The 16,766-nt window shown below is 54.0% G+C and carries 17 protein-coding genes; 9 read left to right on the top strand and 8 right to left on the bottom strand.

What is annotated here, in order from left to right; genetic code table 11:
- Positions 1 to 108: 108 nt before the first annotated feature.
- The 4 genes from lolB (at position 109) to dauA (ending at position 4,484) form a co-directional block, all read left to right on the top strand.
- Positions 109 to 732 (top strand): lipoprotein insertase outer membrane protein LolB, encoded by a 624-nt coding sequence (gene lolB, locus RTM13_RS01180; RefSeq protein WP_312209443.1) that lies wholly within the window; start codon positions 109 to 111, stop codon positions 730 to 732.
- Entirely contained in the window at positions 732 to 1,607 is an 876-nt protein-coding gene (gene ispE / locus RTM13_RS01175; RefSeq protein ID WP_312209441.1) for a 4-(cytidine 5'-diphospho)-2-C-methyl-D-erythritol kinase, read from the top strand. Before lolB ends, ispE begins: the two co-directional genes overlap by 1 nt.
- A gap of 125 nt (positions 1,608 to 1,732) precedes the next feature.
- Entirely contained in the window at positions 1,733 to 2,680 is a 948-nt protein-coding gene (prs, locus tag RTM13_RS01170) for a ribose-phosphate diphosphokinase (RefSeq protein ID WP_312209439.1), read from the top strand.
- Positions 2,681 to 2,813: 133 nt separating this feature from the next.
- Positions 2,814 to 4,484: a C4-dicarboxylic acid transporter DauA gene (gene dauA / locus RTM13_RS01165; RefSeq protein ID WP_312210106.1), complete on the top strand. Its 1,671-nt coding sequence runs from the start codon at positions 2,814 to 2,816 to the stop codon at positions 4,482 to 4,484.
- Positions 4,485 to 4,487: 3 nt separating this feature from the next.
- On the opposite strand, the gene RTM13_RS01160 is transcribed toward dauA, so the two are convergent.
- A complete protein-coding gene (locus tag RTM13_RS01160; protein ID WP_312209437.1) occupies positions 4,488 to 5,528 on the bottom strand; it encodes a MerR family transcriptional regulator in 1,041 nt (346 codons plus the stop codon).
- 167 nt (positions 5,529 to 5,695) lie between these two features.
- Positions 5,696 to 5,971: a stress-induced protein YchH gene (gene ychH, locus RTM13_RS01155; protein WP_144814695.1), complete on the bottom strand. Its 276-nt coding sequence runs from the start codon at positions 5,969 to 5,971 to the stop codon at positions 5,696 to 5,698.
- Positions 5,972 to 6,244: 273 nt separating this feature from the next.
- Here ychH and pth point away from each other — a divergent pair, with 273 nt between their 5' ends.
- Entirely contained in the window at positions 6,245 to 6,829 is a 585-nt protein-coding gene (gene pth / locus RTM13_RS01150) for an aminoacyl-tRNA hydrolase (RefSeq protein WP_312209436.1), read from the top strand.
- 126 nt (positions 6,830 to 6,955) lie between these two features.
- On the top strand, positions 6,956 to 8,050 hold the full coding sequence (gene ychF / locus RTM13_RS01145) for a redox-regulated ATPase YchF (protein WP_312209435.1): 1,095 nt from the start codon (positions 6,956 to 6,958) through the stop codon (positions 8,048 to 8,050).
- Positions 8,051 to 8,230: 180 nt separating this feature from the next.
- Here the strand turns inward: ychF and RTM13_RS01140 are convergent, their stop codons facing one another.
- A complete protein-coding gene (locus RTM13_RS01140) occupies positions 8,231 to 8,524 on the bottom strand; it encodes a hypothetical protein (protein ID WP_312209434.1) in 294 nt (97 codons plus the stop codon).
- 281 nt (positions 8,525 to 8,805) lie between these two features.
- Between RTM13_RS01140 and RTM13_RS01135 the strand changes: the two genes are divergently transcribed.
- Positions 8,806 to 10,506 carry a hypothetical protein gene (locus RTM13_RS01135; RefSeq protein ID WP_312209433.1) on the top strand — a complete coding sequence of 567 codons (1,701 nt, stop codon included), beginning with the start codon at positions 8,806 to 8,808 and terminating at the stop codon, positions 10,504 to 10,506.
- Between the two features lie 275 nt (positions 10,507 to 10,781).
- Here the strand turns inward: RTM13_RS01135 and RTM13_RS01130 are convergent, their stop codons facing one another.
- On the bottom strand, positions 10,782 to 11,891 hold the full coding sequence (locus RTM13_RS01130) for a YbfB/YjiJ family MFS transporter (protein WP_312209432.1): 1,110 nt from the start codon (positions 11,889 to 11,891) through the stop codon (positions 10,782 to 10,784).
- 180 nt (positions 11,892 to 12,071) lie between these two features.
- Here RTM13_RS01130 and RTM13_RS01125 point away from each other — a divergent pair, with 180 nt between their 5' ends.
- Entirely contained in the window at positions 12,072 to 12,866 is a 795-nt protein-coding gene (locus RTM13_RS01125; protein ID WP_312209431.1) for a helix-turn-helix transcriptional regulator, read from the top strand.
- Here the strand turns inward: RTM13_RS01125 and RTM13_RS01120 are convergent.
- Entirely contained in the window at positions 12,832 to 13,695 is an 864-nt protein-coding gene (locus RTM13_RS01120) for a DMT family transporter (protein WP_312209430.1), read from the bottom strand. The genes RTM13_RS01125 and RTM13_RS01120 overlap by 35 nt on opposite strands.
- Before the next feature lie 349 nt (positions 13,696 to 14,044).
- Here RTM13_RS01120 and proP point away from each other — a divergent pair, with 349 nt between their 5' ends.
- Positions 14,045 to 15,514, top strand: coding sequence for a glycine betaine/L-proline transporter ProP (gene proP / locus RTM13_RS01115; protein WP_312209428.1), 1,470 nt, complete (start codon positions 14,045 to 14,047; stop codon positions 15,512 to 15,514).
- 54 nt (positions 15,515 to 15,568) lie between these two features.
- On the opposite strand, the gene RTM13_RS01110 is transcribed toward proP, so the two are convergent.
- The 3 genes from RTM13_RS01110 to RTM13_RS01100 form a co-directional block, all read right to left on the bottom strand.
- Complete coding sequence (locus tag RTM13_RS01110) at positions 15,569 to 16,189, bottom strand: hypothetical protein (protein WP_312209427.1); 621 nt, start codon at positions 16,187 to 16,189, stop codon at positions 15,569 to 15,571.
- A 136-nt stretch (positions 16,190 to 16,325) separates the two neighbouring features.
- Complete coding sequence (locus RTM13_RS01105; RefSeq protein WP_312209426.1) at positions 16,326 to 16,574, bottom strand: hypothetical protein; 249 nt, start codon at positions 16,572 to 16,574, stop codon at positions 16,326 to 16,328.
- Entirely contained in the window at positions 16,564 to 16,755 is a 192-nt protein-coding gene (locus tag RTM13_RS01100) for a hypothetical protein (protein ID WP_312209424.1), read from the bottom strand. The genes RTM13_RS01105 and RTM13_RS01100 overlap by 11 nt, the downstream gene beginning before the upstream one ends.
- Positions 16,756 to 16,766 lie beyond the last annotated feature (11 nt).

Raw genomic sequence — 16,766 nt, 5'->3', positions numbered from 1 at the left:
TAATTGGTAATTTCATGATTTAAGACAACTTGAACGTAGACGGTATTCCTGCTCAGCGCTAGCATTAAAGATTATAACCGTAACGCACCACAAGGATTTGTCATCATTATGACTTTACCGGACCGTCGCCTGATTCGCCTGTTACCTCTTGCAAGCCTGGTACTTACCGCCTGTTCTATCCATGCACCGAAAGGCCCGGGCAAAAGTCCGGACTCACCGCAGTGGCGTCAGCATCAGCAGGAGGTGCGTAACCTGAGCCAGTACCAGACGCGCGGGGCCTTTGCTTACCTCTCCGACAGCCAGAAAGTGTATGCCCGCTTCTTCTGGCAGCAGACCGGCCAGGATAACTACCGTCTGCTGCTGACCAACCCCCTCGGCAGCACCGAGCTGGAGCTAAACGCCAAACCGGGCAGCGTAGAGCTGGTTGATAACAAGGGCCAGCACTATACCGCGACCGACGCCGAAGAGATGATTGGTAAGTTGACCGGGATGCCAATCCCACTAAACAGTCTGCGCCAGTGGATCCTTGGCCTGCCCGGCGAGGCCACCGACTATAAGCTTGACAGCCAGTATCGCCTGAGCGAGCTTAACTACACCCAGAACGGGAAGACCTGGAAGGTGACCTACGGCGGCTATGATGCAAAATCAACCCCGGCGATGCCGTCCAACATGGAGTTAAACCAGGACGGCCAGCGGATCAAACTGAAGATGGATAACTGGATTGTAAAATAATGATGACCCAGTGGCCTTCGCCAGCAAAACTTAATCTTTTTTTATATATCACCGGCCAGCGTAGCGATGGTTATCATGACCTGCAGACGCTGTTTCAGTTTCTCGACTACGGCGACACCCTCAGCATTGAACCGCGCAGCGACGGCAAGATCCGTCTGCTGACGCCGGTAGAGGGCGTGGCGGAGAGCGATAACCTGATCGTCCGCGCCGCACGGCTGCTTCAGCAGGCGGCGACCGAGCGCGACTCCCTGCCGGCGGGCAGCGGCGCAGATATTCGCATCGAGAAACGCCTACCGATGGGCGGTGGGCTGGGCGGAGGCTCCTCTAACGCAGCGACGGTGTTGGTAGCCCTTAACCATCTCTGGGGCTGCGGGCTGTCGGTGGATGCGCTGGCGGCGCTGGGGTTGACGCTTGGCGCGGACGTGCCGGTGTTTGTGCACGGTCACGCGGCCTTTGCCGAGGGCGTTGGCGAGGAGCTGACGCCTGTCGATCCGCCGGAAAAGTGGTATCTGGTGGCGCACCCTGGCGTACATATTTCAACCCCGGCCATCTTTAACGATCCTGATTTGCCTCGCAATACGCCAAAACGGCCGATTAATACGTTACTGAACTGTGAATTCGGCAATGATTGCGAGGTTATCGCAAGAAAACGTTTTCGCGAGGTTGATGCCGCGCTTTCCTGGCTGTTAGAATACGCGCCGTCGCGCCTGACTGGCACAGGAGCCTGCGTCTTTGCTGAATTTGACTCAGAGTCCTCCGCTCGTCAGGTGCTAGAGCAAGCCCCGGAATGGCTGCAGGGTTTTGTCGCGCGAGGCGTAAACGTTTCACCGCTGCATAAAAAACTGGTCAATCTGGAGCAAATTGAGACTCGGTGACAACGTCACCTCTGTTCCAGACGTTGCATCGCGCTCTTTAAATACATCGCCTGGATAGCGTAGCCTGGCCCGCACAGTTTACGGCGCCGCTATCCACCACTGGACGCATGCCTGAGGTTCTTCTCGTGCCTGATATGAAGCTTTTTGCTGGTAACGCCACCCCGGAACTAGCACAACGTATTGCCAACCGCCTGTACACTTCTCTCGGCGACGCCGCCGTAGGTCGCTTTAGCGACGGCGAAGTCAGCGTACAAATCAACGAAAATGTACGCGGTGGTGATATTTTCATCATCCAGTCCACTTGTGCTCCAACGAACGACAACCTGATGGAGTTAATTGTCATGGTTGATGCGCTGCGTCGTGCTTCCGCAGGCCGTATCACCGCCGTGATCCCCTACTTCGGCTATGCCCGTCAGGACCGCCGCGTGCGCTCCGCACGTGTGCCCATCACTGCAAAAGTGGTTGCCGACTTCCTCTCCAGCGTTGGCGTTGACCGTGTCCTGACCGTTGACCTGCACGCAGAACAGATCCAGGGCTTCTTCGACGTCCCAGTCGATAACGTATTCGGCAGCCCAATCCTGCTGGAAGATATGCTGCAGCTGAACCTTGATAACCCGATCGTTGTCTCTCCGGACATCGGCGGCGTGGTTCGCGCTCGTGCTATCGCTAAGCTGCTGAACGATACCGATATGGCCATCATTGACAAGCGCCGCCCGCGTGCCAACGTCTCTCAGGTTATGCACATCATCGGCGACGTTGCCGGCCGCGACTGCGTGCTGGTTGACGACATGATTGATACCGGCGGTACGCTGTGCAAAGCGGCAGAGGCGCTGAAAGAGCGCGGCGCGAAGCGTGTCTTCGCCTACGCCACCCACCCGATCTTCTCCGGCAACGCGGTGAACAACCTGCGCCACTCCGTGATCGACGAAGTGGTCGTCTGCGACACTATTCCGCTCTCTCCTGAGATCAAGGCGCTGCCAAACGTGCGTACTCTGACGCTCTCCGGCATGCTGGCCGAAGCGATTCGTCGTATCAGCAACGAAGAATCCATCTCTGCGATGTTTGAGCATTAATCGCAACGTATGACAAAAACCCGCTTCGGCGGGTTTTTTTGTGCCTGAAAAACATTTGTATGATGTATTCACGCATTATCTAATATTCACATGAAGGATAATGCGTGCATGGATGACTACCCTTGTGAAGATCATGAACCTTGCAGAGATTTTACCCTTTCGCGCGCTGGTTGAAGCGTGCTGGAAAGAGAGATACACCCTTCCGCGTTTCACCCGTGACCTGGTGGCGGGCGTTACCGTCGGTATTATTGCCATTCCACTGGCGATGGCGCTGGCTATCGGCAGCGGCGTAGCACCCCAGTACGGCCTCTATACCTCGGCAGTGGCCGGGATTGTCATTGCCCTCTGCGGCGGCTCGCGCTTTAGCGTCTCCGGCCCGACGGCAGCATTTGTGGTGATCCTCTATCCGGTCTCCCAGCAGTTTGGTCTGGCGGGCCTGCTAGTGGCGACGCTGATCTCCGGGCTCTTTTTGATTCTGTTCGGCCTCGCCCGCTTTGGCCGCCTGATCGAATACATTCCGCTTCCCGTCACGCTGGGTTTTACCGCCGGGATTGGCATCACCATCGGCACCATGCAGATCAAAGACTTTCTTGGTCTGGAGATAGCCCAGGTGCCGGAGCACTACTTACAGAAAGTTGGCGCGCTGGTGATGGCGCTGCCTTCCCTTAATCTGGGCGATGCCGCCATCGGCGTGGTGACGCTCGGGGTGCTGATACTCTGGCCGCGCCTCGGGATCCGGCTGCCGGGTCATCTTCCCGCCCTGCTGGCAGGTTGTGGGGTGATGGCGCTGGTTAAGCTGGCCGGTTTTGATGTGGCAACCATCGGCTCGCGCTTTCACTATCTGCTGGCTGACGGGACCCAGGGCAACGGCATTCCACAGCTTCTGCCCCAGCTGGTGCTGCCCTGGCAGATGCCCGGCTCCTCTTTTACCCTGAGCTGGGCCTCCATCCAGGCGCTGCTGCCCGCCGCTTTTTCAATGGCGATGCTCGGGGCGATTGAATCTCTGCTCTGCGCGGTGGTGCTCGACGGCATGACCGGCACCCGGCACAAGGCCAATAACGAGCTGATCGGTCAGGGGCTGGGCAACCTGATTGCCCCCTTCTTCGGCGGCATTACGGCTACCGCAGCGATTGCCCGCTCGGCGGCCAACGTACGTGCAGGAGCAACCTCGCCCGTGGCGGCTATTATCCACGCTCTGCTGGTGATCCTCGCCCTGCTGGCGCTGGCTCCTCTGCTCTCGTGGCTACCGCTGTCGGCGATGGCCGCCCTGCTGCTGATGGTGGCCTGGAACATGAGCGAGGCGCACAAGGTCATTAACCTGCTGCGACGCGCCCCCCAGGACGACATTATGGTAATGCTGATCTGTATGTCGCTGACGGTGCTGTTTGATATGGTTATCGCCATCAGCGTCGGCATCGTACTGGCATCGCTGCTGTTTATGCGCCGCATCGCCCGTATGACGCGCCTCGCTCCGGTTAACGCCGAGGTGCCCGATGACGTCACCGTGCTGCGGGTCATCGGGCCGCTCTTCTTTGCCGCTGCCGAAGGGCTGTTTAACGATCTGGAGACGCGCATCACCGGCAAACGTATTGTCGTGCTGAAGTGCGACGCGGTTCCGGTGCTGGATGCCGGGGGGCTGGATGCCTTCCAGCGCTTTGTAAACCGCCTGCCGGAAGGCTGTGAGCTGCGGGTCAGTAACCTTGAGTTTCAACCCCTGCGCACGATGGCGCGCGCAGGCATTAAGCCGATTGCCGGGCGGCTGGCGTTCTACCCCAACCGTGACGCGGCGTTGGCGGATCTGTAATGATTAGGGTGCAGCGTACCGGCGCTGCATCATTACCCCGATCGCCTGCTGTAGCCAGGCCAGCACCTCCGGGGTCATCCAGGTTCCCTTCATTAACAGCGGCTCCTGCTGCATAGCAACGCGGAACTTCTGCTGGGTAGTTGGATCCTCTCCCGCGTAGGACTGGAAAAGTTCGAGCCAGTTATGCGCCAGCTGCTGGCCATGTTCAGAGGCAGGATCGCACTCCTCCCGCGTGGCCTGGTGCAGCTTTGCCACCAGCAGAGGCCACTCCATCAGTCGATCAAAGTAGTGCGCCCGGGTAAAAGCCATCTCCTGCGGAGTAAGATAACGCTGCCAGATAGCCAGCTTGCTCTCAGCGAAGGCGCGGGTGATGTAGTCGATAATCTGCGGCGTAATCCCTGTCCGCTCGCGCATCTGCGGCTCCACGCTGTGCATCTCATTAAGACGGGTCAGAAACTCCGGTTTGCCCGCCGTATCCTGCTCCAGGCGATCCATCCAGCAGATCGCCAGATCCATCGCTTTGCTATCGCTCTCAGCAACGCTTTGCGCTATCAGCGTCTGCGCTTCCGCGACCAGCGCCGCCCAGACAGAAGCCAGCCGTTCGCCTTCGGCGGCAAACGGCAGCTGCTGTAGCTCTTCTTTAGTAAACCAGCGATCGTACATATTCATTAACTCCAGAGTCTGTAGCCAGGACTCCAGATCCGGCTCACTCTCCTCTTCCAGTCCCGTTCGTAGCGCGCAAAGCTGGTCGCGCAGGGTATGAACAGTGCGCAACTGCCTGTCCAGCAGTGCGATCTGCGCATCGAGCAGATCGGGAAGCGAGAGCGTATCCTGCTCCAGAAAGTCCTTGATTTCGGCAAGCTCCAGCCCCGCTTTTGCCAGCGTCTGGATCATATGCAGGCGCTGTACATCGGCAAGATTATAGAGCCGGTAGCCTGCCTCGCTTCTGGCGGAGGGCAGCAGCAGTCCGGTTTGCTCGTAGTGGTGTAGCGTACGAACGGTAATGCCAGCGCGTTTCGCCAGCTCGCCTACCTGAATTAACATTGCTGCTCCTTGTCCTGACCAGTAGCGCCACTCTGGGGCCTTACGTTACGTGAGGGTCAAGGGACTAGCAAAAAAAACCGTAAAAAAAACGACTCTCATGAGTCGTTTTATGAAGATGCGTGTAGGCCCGTGCAAGCGTAGCGCCGCCGGGCGTATCCAATTAACCATCAGCTATGCTTATGCTGATCCCGGCGGCAGCGTTTGTCGTAGTGGCGTACCCACCAGTATTTATCACACACCTGTTCGTGGCCACCGATGCGTGCGCCAGCCAGCCAGAGGATCGCGCCAAGGAAGATGCTCAGTATGGCCCCGTGAGCGAAGTACTGCGGCAGGTTAAGCTGCGGGAGCTGATTCAAGATAGAGTAACCGACGCCAACCACCATCACCACTAACCCTAAACCCATAAGCGCATTCCCGAGTCTCGATGCGTTTTTGCGTTTCATATGTCACCTCCGGCGTTGTGGGCTGAACGGGAAATATCCCCAATCCTTATGAGTAAAGTATAGGCAGGGCTTATTTTGTAGGGTGCGGGCGGGATCACATTTATAAATATCTTCCTCACAGAACTTTACATATAAGCCCCTGAAATCAATCATTTTCTAATAGTTATTAAGGGCAATTATTTCTAATTTTATCTTTTGGCCGCAGAATTTTGTCAACGCCCGCGCTACCACGTAAACTACGCGCCAAAGAGTGAACTTTTCAGGAAAAGAGACGTGACGATTAAACTGATTGTCGGCCTTGCCAACCCGGGCGCGGAGTATGCCGCCACCCGCCATAATGCCGGCGCCTGGTATGTCGACCTACTGGCCGACCGCTACCGCGCTCCGCTTCGGGAAGAGCCTAAATTCTTTGGCTTTACCTCACGCATTAACCTTGCCGGAGCAGACGTACGCTTGCTGGTGCCGACAACCTTTATGAACCTCAGCGGTAAAGCCGTGGCGGCGATGGCAACCTTCTATCGCATTAACCCCGATGAGGTGCTGGTGGCGCACGATGAGTTGGATCTGCCCCCAGGCGTGGCAAAATTCAAGCTGGGTGGCGGTCACGGCGGCCATAATGGCCTGAAAGATATCATCAGCAAGTTTGGTAATAACCCCAACTTTCACCGCTTACGGGTGGGAATTGGCCATCCAGGGGATAAAAACAAGGTTGTTGGCTTTGTGCTGGGTAAACCACCCGCCTCTGAACAGAAGCTAATTGATGATGCCGTTGACGAAGCGGTGCGCTGCACCGAGCTGTGGCTGAAAGAGGATCTGGTGAAAGCCACCAATCGCCTGCACGCTTTTAAGGCCCAGTAGCCCTCAGCGATGCCATTTTTGCCGCGCAGCGCGTCTGTAACGTGTATAATAGGCAAAGCTATTAACTTTTCTGCAATCTGTTTTGTCTAACAGGTTGATTATCAAGATATTAAGGTGATGTAAACCATGGGATTCAAATGCGGTATCGTCGGCTTGCCGAACGTCGGTAAATCTACCCTATTCAACGCGCTGACCAAGGCGGGCATCGAAGCTGCCAACTTCCCGTTCTGTACTATTGAACCAAACACCGGCGTGGTGCCGATGCCGGATCCGCGCCTCGACCAGCTGGCGGAGATCGTTAAGCCACAGCGCATTCTGCCGACCACGATGGAGTTCGTTGACATCGCGGGCCTCGTAAAAGGCGCATCCAAAGGTGAAGGCCTGGGTAACCAGTTCCTGACCAATATCCGTGAAACCGAAGCGATCGGTCACGTGGTGCGCTGCTTTGAGAACGACAACATCATCCACGTTAACAACAAAGTGGATCCGGCTGATGATATCGACGTTATCAATACCGAGCTGGCACTTTCCGACCTGGACACCTGCGAGCGCGCCCTGCAGCGCGTGCAGAAGAAAGCCAAAGGCGGCGATAAAGACGCGAAAGCGGAACAGGCCGCGCTGGAAAAATGTCTGCCGCAGCTGGAAAACGCGGGCATGCTGCGTGCGCTGAAAAACCTGACGGACGAAGATAAGGCTGCCATCAAGTACCTGAGCTTCCTGACCCTGAAGCCGACCATGTACATCGCGAACGTCAACGAAGACGGTTTCGAGAATAATCCTTACCTGGACAAAGTGCGTGAAATCGCGGCTGCGGAAGGTTCGGTAGTGGTTGCTGTCTGCGCCGCCGTTGAGTCCGACATTGCCGAGCTGGACGATGCCGACCGTGACGAGTTTATGGCCGAGCTGGGTCTGGAAGAGCCGGGGCTGAACCGCGTTATTCGCGCCGGTTACGAGCTGCTGAATCTGCAAACCTACTTCACCGCCGGTGTGAAAGAGGTTCGCGCCTGGACTATCCCGGTGGGCGCTACCGCCCCGCAGGCCGCGGGTAAGATCCACACCGATTTCGAGAAGGGCTTCATCCGCGCCCAGACCATCGCCTTTGAGGACTTTATTACCTATAAAGGCGAACAGGGTGCGAAAGAGGCCGGTAAGATGCGTGCCGAAGGGAAAGACTACATCGTTAAAGATGGCGATGTGATGAACTTCCTGTTTAACGTGTAAATAAAATCAGTCGTTTTATGAGGTTTCATTGAGTCTCATTAAAACCACAATAAATTATAAAATCCACGCAATTGCGTGGATTTTTCATTGTATGAACGTAGCCGGATGCTCTGAGACAAGCCGGGTAAAATGCTGTTGCGTGCGTCAGTCACCTTGGCCATGCCTCCCAGCGTTGGCAGGCTATCCCGCCAGGCTATCACGCGCGCGTTTACCGTAACCATTGCCGGCAGAGGCGTGCAATACACCCTGAATGTAATAAGCGGCCTTTGAACTCGCCTCAATGAAGCTGATTCCCTCTTCATCCGCGATAATGCGCGCCAGAGCGATGACGACCTCCTGCTCGCCATAATCTTGAATAGCGCACAGAAGGTGATAGCCGTCGTTGCCAACCCGTAAGCTGTCACGGCCGATTCTCATCGTGCTGTAGATGCCCGCCAGCAGGTTTTGCAGATAGGTGTTCGTTGTCGTAGACATAAATCCTCCGGTTAATTTTCAAAACAACCTTACTCAAAACCAAAATAGGCATCAAGAAAAATTATTCAATAAAATCAAAGTGATAAAATCATTTTTGACTATATAAAAAAATAAAAAATAGTTAAAATAGACGTTCATTGTCTATATGAATATTAAATCAATGAGATTAATATTCATATAACCATATAATAGAAATTAAAAATATGAACAAAGTTTTAATTAACGCGTTAATGTCGTAAGCGGCATTGACTACATGTCAGACCCGGCCCGAGGATACGTTTTTGACTAATAAAGAATATTCGTTGATCGCTGAAAAATTGGCCAGCGATACGCGATTGCCGACCATAAATGGCTTCACTGACTGTGCTCAGGCGTGCTTATCGGAGTGGCTGCAGTTGCTGATGGTCATTGAGCGCATTAAGGCGAGCAAAAATGACGCAGTGACCAGCCTTAATGCGCTGGTTGAGCTTGCTGAAGTGGTTTTTCATGATCCGCTGGTCATTGATTATGTACAGCAGGACACCATGCTATATGCCCTGCGAGTTGACAGCCACTGGAATCCTCAGCCTTCCGCCGAGACACGTCGCCTGAATGTTCTCAGAACTCTCTTTGCAGCAATGGATGCAGGGCAATCGCAGAGCATGTATCTGACCCAAATAGGTAAAAGTTTAGGTGAAAGCTCGCGTGATCCCACTGGGTCACTAAAGCGCTATGAAAAAATCGTATGTGAGCTCATCCCGGGGATCATGGACAGCATGCATTTTACTTGGAAAAATCTCAATATCTGGCGCTTGCACTATCCGCATGAAGTCATTATTCGTACTATGGTCTTTCATCATGCAATGATGGATACGCTGTTTAATCTGCGGGAATGGATTGAAACACCGTTTCAGGAGCTGAAAAAGCAAGCGCTGCTAACGCTACTGCAGCGACGCGAAATAAATCTGCCACCTAGAAATAAGACCCCCAGTGCAGCTCAGATTAGTATCATCCGCGAGAAAATGAATGAGCTGATTGCCATTGATCTGGTTAACAAAATGAACTCAGTACCTGCCGCGATTGGCTTTAGCATCAACCATCCGTTACATAACTCTGACTTTCCACTCGCCGCATCGACAGGCCGAGAAGTCATCACTTTTGCCAAATACCTCAAGCCCACGCGCGAGCAAGAGGTCATTACGATGAAATTCAGCGCCGAAGCTTTGCAGGATTGCGTTGAGTGCGGTGAAATGGCGGGATTTTACCTATCACTTGAGAGGGAGCTTAACCGTGTCATGTACGGCACCAACGCCAGCAATTTCAGTTCAGCTATGCGTCTGCCTTCCCCTGTCTGGGATGCATTGCACAGCACATTGCGCTGGGCCCGGGATGATTTTTTTATGCTGCCTTTACCTTCCAGCGCGCGCGTTAACGTAACAGTCATGCTGGTGGGGGTAGAATTCAGCCACTGGCTGTGGCAAGAACGCCGCCGGGGTAAGCTCACGACATCCTTGGCAGCAGAAAAATATTCCGCCCACCGCGCCGACATAACGGCAACGAACTCGACTATAAAACAGTACTATGAACGTATGCGTTTATGGTGTAAGACCGAATTAACGTCAACAGTTAAACACCAGCTTTGCAGCCGGGCAGAAAACTTCACACAAATTAGACGCAATCTTCTGTGGCCGATCAATATAGATTTAATCAGACGTTATAACGACTTTGTTGCCCTTTTAAGCAGCTTCACAGATTGCAACATCGCTGATACCTTAGATACTGATGAAATACTTCTTATTGCCGCTTCGCTGAGAACGTTTCTGTTGACTACTCCTGAGGAGAGTCGCCCGAGCCTGAAAACATTTCTCGGCGAACGGCTTAATCTGGAGCTTTCAGAGAGCAGTTCATCTTTATGGATGGATCGCACTCATGAACTCAGCACGCTGCAAAAGCTAGTTGAACTGAATATCGACACTGGCTGGGGAGAGCCAGAGAAAACGTAAAGCCCAGAGGCGCGGACCTCTCGCAACCTGACTGTCCAAGTTAGCGTTCCCCTTAATATATCAAAATTTATGACTATTAAGAGAAAAGTGATGTATCCACAGCGGACAGAGACCGCTTTAATAATTGATACAGAAAGTTGCTACCGGACATATTAAGAGCGAGGCTGCAAAAGATGGCGATGTGATGAACTTCCTGTTTAACGTGTAACTCATTTTTTGCGGCACATTAAAATCCACGCCCCGGCGTGGATTTCTTTATGGCCTGGTGGTAGCCCTCATTTCTGTATCATAAACAGCACTACCCCGCCCCCGGCGATCAGGCAGCCTGCTGCCAGCAGCAGCGCGGGCTCCAGCGAGGAGAAGAGCGCGACGCAGGCAGAGGATACCAATGGCCCCGTCAGCTGACCCGTAGCATAGCCAGCCGTCAGCATTCCCACCGTTTTCGCCATCTCACCGTTTGACACTTCCCGCGCAAGGCGCATCGACAGCTGCATAATGGACAAGAAGCACAGCCCAGTCAGCACGGTCGACATCAGCAGTCCGGCCGCGTTATTGGCCACGACTGACGCAGCAACCCCAACGCCCTGCACGATCATGGCTAACGCCAGGCTGATACGCGTATTCACGACGGCGGCGAACATAATCACCAACAATACTCCCGCTATCGCAGAGAGCCCGAACAGCGGCCAGAAAAAGGCAGCCTCGTTACCGCTGCTAAAGACGGCATGCGCCATTTGCGACAGGAAGGTCGCAGGCAGAATGTAACCAAAACCCGCAAGCGTATATACGCCGAGCAGCACCTTAAGGTTTTGCCCTATGGGTACCGCCTCCCTTTTTTTCTGCATTGCAGGTAACTCATTCGGCAGGCGGCGAAAGATCAGCAGGATCGCGACGAGGGCAACGACGCCATAGACATACCATGCCTGAGAGGAGTTGACGTGTTGCGCTGACATAATCCATGCCAGAACGCCGGTCAGCGTAATGCCAATGCCCGGACCGCTGAATACCGCAGCGGAGAGACGTGGCGCATTTTTCGCTGCCAGCTCCAGCTGCGTCCAGGAGGTGACGATAATCAGCGCCCACGCGCCGCCCACGCCTGCAACAAAGCGGAAAAGGCATTGCAGGACAAACGAAGAGGTTACCCCTGAGAGGAGCGTGACCAGCATAGCGGCAAGCAGCCCCGTTTTCAGGTAAGCAGTGTGATTGCGCTGCATGCGGCTGACATGAATCGCGCCCAGCAGGTAGCCGATATAGTTCATGGCAGCAAGGATGCCTGCGCTGGACAGATTGAGAAATCCATCGTTAATCATTACCGGGATCTGCGGCGTAAGTGAAAAACGGCCGATCCCCATCACCACCACCAGCGTGATTATTCCGGTGAGCATAGTGCTGATGCTCCCGGCGGCTAAACGCCCAGCGCGTAGGGTTTCTGGTATCTGTTGCGATGACATATTTCAATTTTTCCCATAACTACTCTATTCTGTGCGGCAATCGTAAGTGCTAACGCCTCCAGCAAAAATGGGGGGGATTATCCTATGACTATGAGTCATAGCCAGGAGAGGCTGATGTCCCGCAATGAGGACGTGAAACATTTTCTCACCCGCCGCCGTGCGGCCGTCGATCCCGCTGAGTATGGCTTTGTCACAACTGGACGGCGGGTAAAAGGTCTGCGGCGTGAGGAGGTTGCGCAGCTGGCCGCCGTGAGCGTCAGCTGGTATACGTGGCTGGAACAAGGCAGAAGCATCAGTATCTCCCATGGCGCCCTGCAACGTATCGCCCGGGTACTAAAACTCACCCCGGTGGAGCAGGATTACCTGGAAGATATCGTTTTCGGCCACCGGGCTGTGCCGCAAAGCGCCAGCAGGCAGTTGCCTAAAGAAGTGACGGCAATGGTTGAGGCGCTGAACCCACATCCGGCGTTTATTCGCAGCGCCAACATGGACATCCTTTACTGGAACGAGGCGGCCAGAAATGAAATTTTTGACTGGTCGACCGTCGCTAAAGAGAACAGAAACTCCCTGAAGTTGATGTTTTTAAATGAAGAGTACAGGAAAATTATCCATGACTGGGATAGCGCTGCGCGCCATACTATTTCCGCCTTCCGCTCAAATTACGCCGCAGCTAAACAGGCGGAGGAGTTTGAAGCCGTTATATCCGTGCTGAATCTGCAAAGCGCGGATTTCCGAAGGATGTGGAATTACCACGACGTGAGTAAAATCGGCGCTGGGAATAAGGCCATTATTGATAAGAATGGCCATATCAACCGATTCACCTATACCTCACTGGAAATAGAGAACCTGCCCGGCGTATTTGTCCTGTTCTACCTTAAGAGTGTGGTCGAACCACCATCCGCCATCTGAACCACAGCTGGGCGACTAAAATTAATATCCCCCCGGTGATCTTCTGCATCGGCAGCTTCTCTCCATACCAGATTGCCGCCGCAATCACAGTCAGCAGCGGCTCCAGCACCATGATAATCGCCGCATTAGCAACGGCGGCATGCTTCTGCCCCTGTAGCTGGAGGCCAAAGCGCAGGCTGGTAGCGATCAGGATACTGGCAAGTAGCCACATCGCGGTGGTGGCGGTAAACGGCTGGGTCCACGTCTCCGTCACGCCGGATAGCACTAGCCCTACAACCCCGGTCATGCCCAGCTGCACCGCCGTTAGTGGCAGTAGCGGCACCTCCCTGGCGCAGCGGCTGGTGTAGCAGAAGGAGATAGATTGCACTACGGCGGTCAACAGAAACCACCCCTGGCTGGCATGAAACGAGATTGGAAACTGTAAACTCAGCAGCCCTAGTCCGACAAAGGCCAGCGGCAGACACTCCCAGTAGGCACGGGCGGGCCGGACCTTCATCATCCCCCAGGCCACCAGCGGCACGAACAGCATCGACAGGCTCATGATAAATGCGCCCTCGCCCAGCGAGGGGGTGGTAGAAACGGAATAGATCCACAGGCACATGGTTAGCGCCATCCAGCCACCGCTGATAAGCACCCTTATTATCTGCTCTCGCGGGATGCGCTGTCCCCGGCAGAACGGTAGCAAAACCAGCGCGGCACAACCAAAGCGTAGCCCCAGAAAGGCAAAAACCGGCATCCCGGAGATACCCTCCCGGGAAAAGATCCAGCCGCAGGCGGCGATAAGGGTGACCATAACAAGAAGTACATCAGCCTGCCGCTGCGGGTTCATTGAAATATTCATCACTACAAACAAATAGAAAAAACGGTTGTGTCATCATAGTGCTAACGACATCAATTAAATAGATCGTTAGCAGGCGAAATATTAAACCATGTACTTTAGAGGGTTTATTTATCGCTTTAACCCTGCTCAGATCAAGCTGATATCGCCACTATTTCCGGAAAAAGCAGCAAATACCGCCAAAAAGTTGCACCCTGCGCCTATTTTATTTATGGTGTACCCCCGCCGCTAAACGTGGCGAATAATCACTATCTGCATCTTATAGCTTTCTTTTCCTCTGACATGAGTATTAAGGCTGCGAAAGCTATAAGGTTGCGCCATCCACACTCATGGGGAGTTTATGAGCAACGGAACGACGTTAAACCAGCACCAGAATAACGCTTCAACAAGTAATGAATTAACCGTAGACGACATCACCGTTATCGATAGCGGCCTGCTTAAAAAGGCCGTCGGCGCAGCTGCGCTCGGTAACACTATGGAGTGGTTCGACTTCGGGGTTTACAGCTACCTGGCGGTGATCATCGGCCAGGTCTTCTTCCCTGGTGCCAGCAGCACCGCGCAGTTGATCGCCTCCTTTGGCACCTTTGCCGCCGCCTTCCTCGTGCGTCCTATCGGCGGGATGGTATTCGGCCCGCTGGGGGATCGCTTCGGTCGCCAGAAGATCCTCGCCCTGACAATGATCATGATGTCGGTAGGCACCTTCTGTATCGGCCTGATCCCCGACTATGACAGCATTGGTATCGCCGCGCCGATCTTGCTGCTGGTGGCGCGTCTGGTGCAGGGCTTCTCCACCGGGGGCGAATATGGCGGAGCCGCGACCTTTATCGCGGAGTACTCCACCGACAAACGCCGCGGGTTTATGGGCAGCTTCCTGGAGTTCGGTACCCTCGGCGGCTATCTGCTGGGTGCCAGCCTGGTGACGATCATGATTGCGGTTCTGCCTACCGAGGCGATGCACGCTTGGGGCTGGCGTATCCCGTTCTTCCTGGCGGCACCGCTGGGGCTGTTTGGCCTCTACATTCGGCTGAAGCTGGAAGAGACCCCGGCGTTTAAAGACCACATGGATAAGCAGGAGGCGCTGGAGCACAGCAAACCACAACTTAGCCTGTTACAGATGCTGAACAAACATCGCAAGCAGATCCTGAAGTGCATCGGCCTGGTGCTGGTGTTCAACGTCTCGAACTACATGCTGACCTCCTACATGCCAAGCTACCTGACCAGCGTGCTGGGCATGAGCGAGCTGACCGGCCTGCTGCTGGTAATGGTGATCATGTTTGTGATGATGCCGCTGACTCTCGCCTGGGGCTACTGGACCGACCGCATCGGTCGCCGCCCGGTCATCGGCCTCGGCGCTGCGGGGCTGATCCTGCTGGCGATCCCGAGCTTTATGCTGATCGGCTCCGGCAATATGCTGGCGGTCTTTGGCGGGCTGGTTATTCTTGGCGTGCTGCACACCTGCTTTAGCGGCACCATGCCCGCTACGCTTCCGGCCCTGTTCGTGACCGACATCCGCTACAGCGCCCTGGCAATTGGCTTTAACCTGTCGGTCTCGCTGTTCGGCGGTACCACGCCGCTGGTGACCGCCTGGCTGGTGGATACCACGCACAACGTGATGATGCCGGCCTACTATATGATGGGAGCGGGGATTATCGGTCTGATTACGGTTCTGACCCTGCGCGAGACGGCCCAGAAGCCGCTAAGCGGCTCCTCCCCGGCGGTAGCTACCCGCGCCGAGGCGCACCGTCTGATTGATAAGCTGCGCAAGCAGAAGCGCGCTAAGCACCTGCAAACGCAGATGGCGAGCAAATAAGGCAGTGTAAAGGCTGCAACAAACAATGTTGCAGCCTATTTATGTTTTGACTTTTCACATTGTAATAGTTCTTCTGGCGTCACTTTTTCTCATAGAAAATTCGCCACCACCACTTACAGGCAGAGAAACCGCATAATGTGGCTTTCCATCATCAGAATGACTATTAATGTCCACTTTTTTAACAAGATCTATTATACCTACATATCCAGATATCGTTCTACTGAACTCAGGAATTTCCTCTTTCATATCTTCTGCAAACTGATCAAGAAAAGCAGTATCCTCTCCAGCAACTAAATCGAATATCTTCCCTTTTGCAAACGCTTGCTGATACTCTTCAATTGTAACACCCTCAGGTTCTGAGGATGCACCACCCCAGCAAAAATCTATTTTGATATTAAAATCATTAGATAAACCTTTTATCTTCAACCGTTCCACAATTTCATCACTGGGCTTCTCTTTTATAGACCCTTTAGTTGAATTTGAAAAGACAAAATCACTTCCCGCTGCACCATGTCCTGAGATATAAAGAGTTCCCCCGCTACTTTCAGTTGGAAATTTAAATAACCCCTCTTGAGAATAAGCTTCTTTAAACTTATTAAAAATATCTGTTGCCTGAGCATGTTTAAGATTGGGATCGTCTCCGGGTAAAATCCTTTCAAGCATTGAGATTAACAAACCCTCATCCTTCTCTATTTGCGCATGAAAAGATCTTTGTTGATCTTTATTAACAAAAATCGGTTTAATTATCTCTATTTCTTTTTTCTCGATATGAGAATAGTAAAACTTATAAAAAAGATCATACAGTAATGAATCAATGTGAGCCGATGCTGTCGTCTATGCTCCAGCGCACCTGGTTGTTATTAATACTGTCCGTTTTACCCGCTTCCCAGTGCAGCACCCGGATACCCGCTCGACCTGCCTGGCTGGTAATGACATGCAGCTCCTCTGACAGAGAAGATGAAGCGCTGCTGCCCGCCGTCTCCTGCCAGCTTTTGCGCAGCTCCAGCCCCGGCAGATAGCGCACCTCATCCACGCTCCACAGTTGCGTTTCACCGTTCACCAGGGTCCGGGTCTCGGTGCGACATGACCCGGCTGGCGTCATTCGTCTGCGAATGAGTAATCAGCAGGCGCAGCGGATCAGAGGTCTGCTCCCGGTTCCAGTTGAGGTCGCGCACGCCCAGCCCCCGGTTATCATGTACGCTGAAGACCGGTGTTCCGGTGGCGGCAGTTGGATCGCTCATTGTAAAACTCT

This window comes from Pseudescherichia sp., assembly GCF_031979925.1.
In the GTDB taxonomy this organism is placed as follows: Bacteria; Pseudomonadota; Gammaproteobacteria; order Enterobacterales; family Enterobacteriaceae; genus Pseudescherichia.
The sequence above is the reverse complement of the archived record's forward strand: the minus strand, read 5'-3'. Positions and strand labels throughout refer to the sequence as shown.

Excerpts from the sequence above, each read along its gene's own strand:
- lolB (WP_312209443.1), top strand. The coding sequence starts at position 109 with ATGACTTTACCGGACCGTCGCCTGATTCGCCTGTTACCTCTTGCAAGC.
- ispE (WP_312209441.1), top strand. The coding sequence starts at position 732 with ATGATGACCCAGTGGCCTTCGCCAGCAAAACTTAATCTTTTTTTATAT.
- dauA (WP_312210106.1), top strand. The coding sequence starts at position 2,814 with ATGAACCTTGCAGAGATTTTACCCTTTCGCGCGCTGGTTGAAGCGTGC.
- RTM13_RS01160 (WP_312209437.1), bottom strand. The coding sequence starts at position 5,528 with ATGTTAATTCAGGTAGGCGAGCTGGCGAAACGCGCTGGCATTACCGTT.
- ychH (WP_144814695.1), bottom strand. The coding sequence starts at position 5,971 with ATGAAACGCAAAAACGCATCGAGACTCGGGAATGCGCTTATGGGTTTA.
- ychF (WP_312209435.1), top strand. The coding sequence starts at position 6,956 with ATGGGATTCAAATGCGGTATCGTCGGCTTGCCGAACGTCGGTAAATCT.
- RTM13_RS01140 (WP_312209434.1), bottom strand. The coding sequence starts at position 8,524 with ATGTCTACGACAACGAACACCTATCTGCAAAACCTGCTGGCGGGCATC.
- RTM13_RS01130 (WP_312209432.1), bottom strand. The coding sequence starts at position 11,891 with ATGCTCACCGGAATAATCACGCTGGTGGTGGTGATGGGGATCGGCCGT.
- RTM13_RS01125 (WP_312209431.1), top strand. The coding sequence starts at position 12,072 with ATGTCCCGCAATGAGGACGTGAAACATTTTCTCACCCGCCGCCGTGCG.
- RTM13_RS01120 (WP_312209430.1), bottom strand. The coding sequence starts at position 13,695 with ATGAACCCGCAGCGGCAGGCTGATGTACTTCTTGTTATGGTCACCCTT.
- proP (WP_312209428.1), top strand. The coding sequence starts at position 14,045 with ATGAGCAACGGAACGACGTTAAACCAGCACCAGAATAACGCTTCAACA.
- RTM13_RS01100 (WP_312209424.1), bottom strand. The coding sequence starts at position 16,755 with ATGAGCGATCCAACTGCCGCCACCGGAACACCGGTCTTCAGCGTACAT.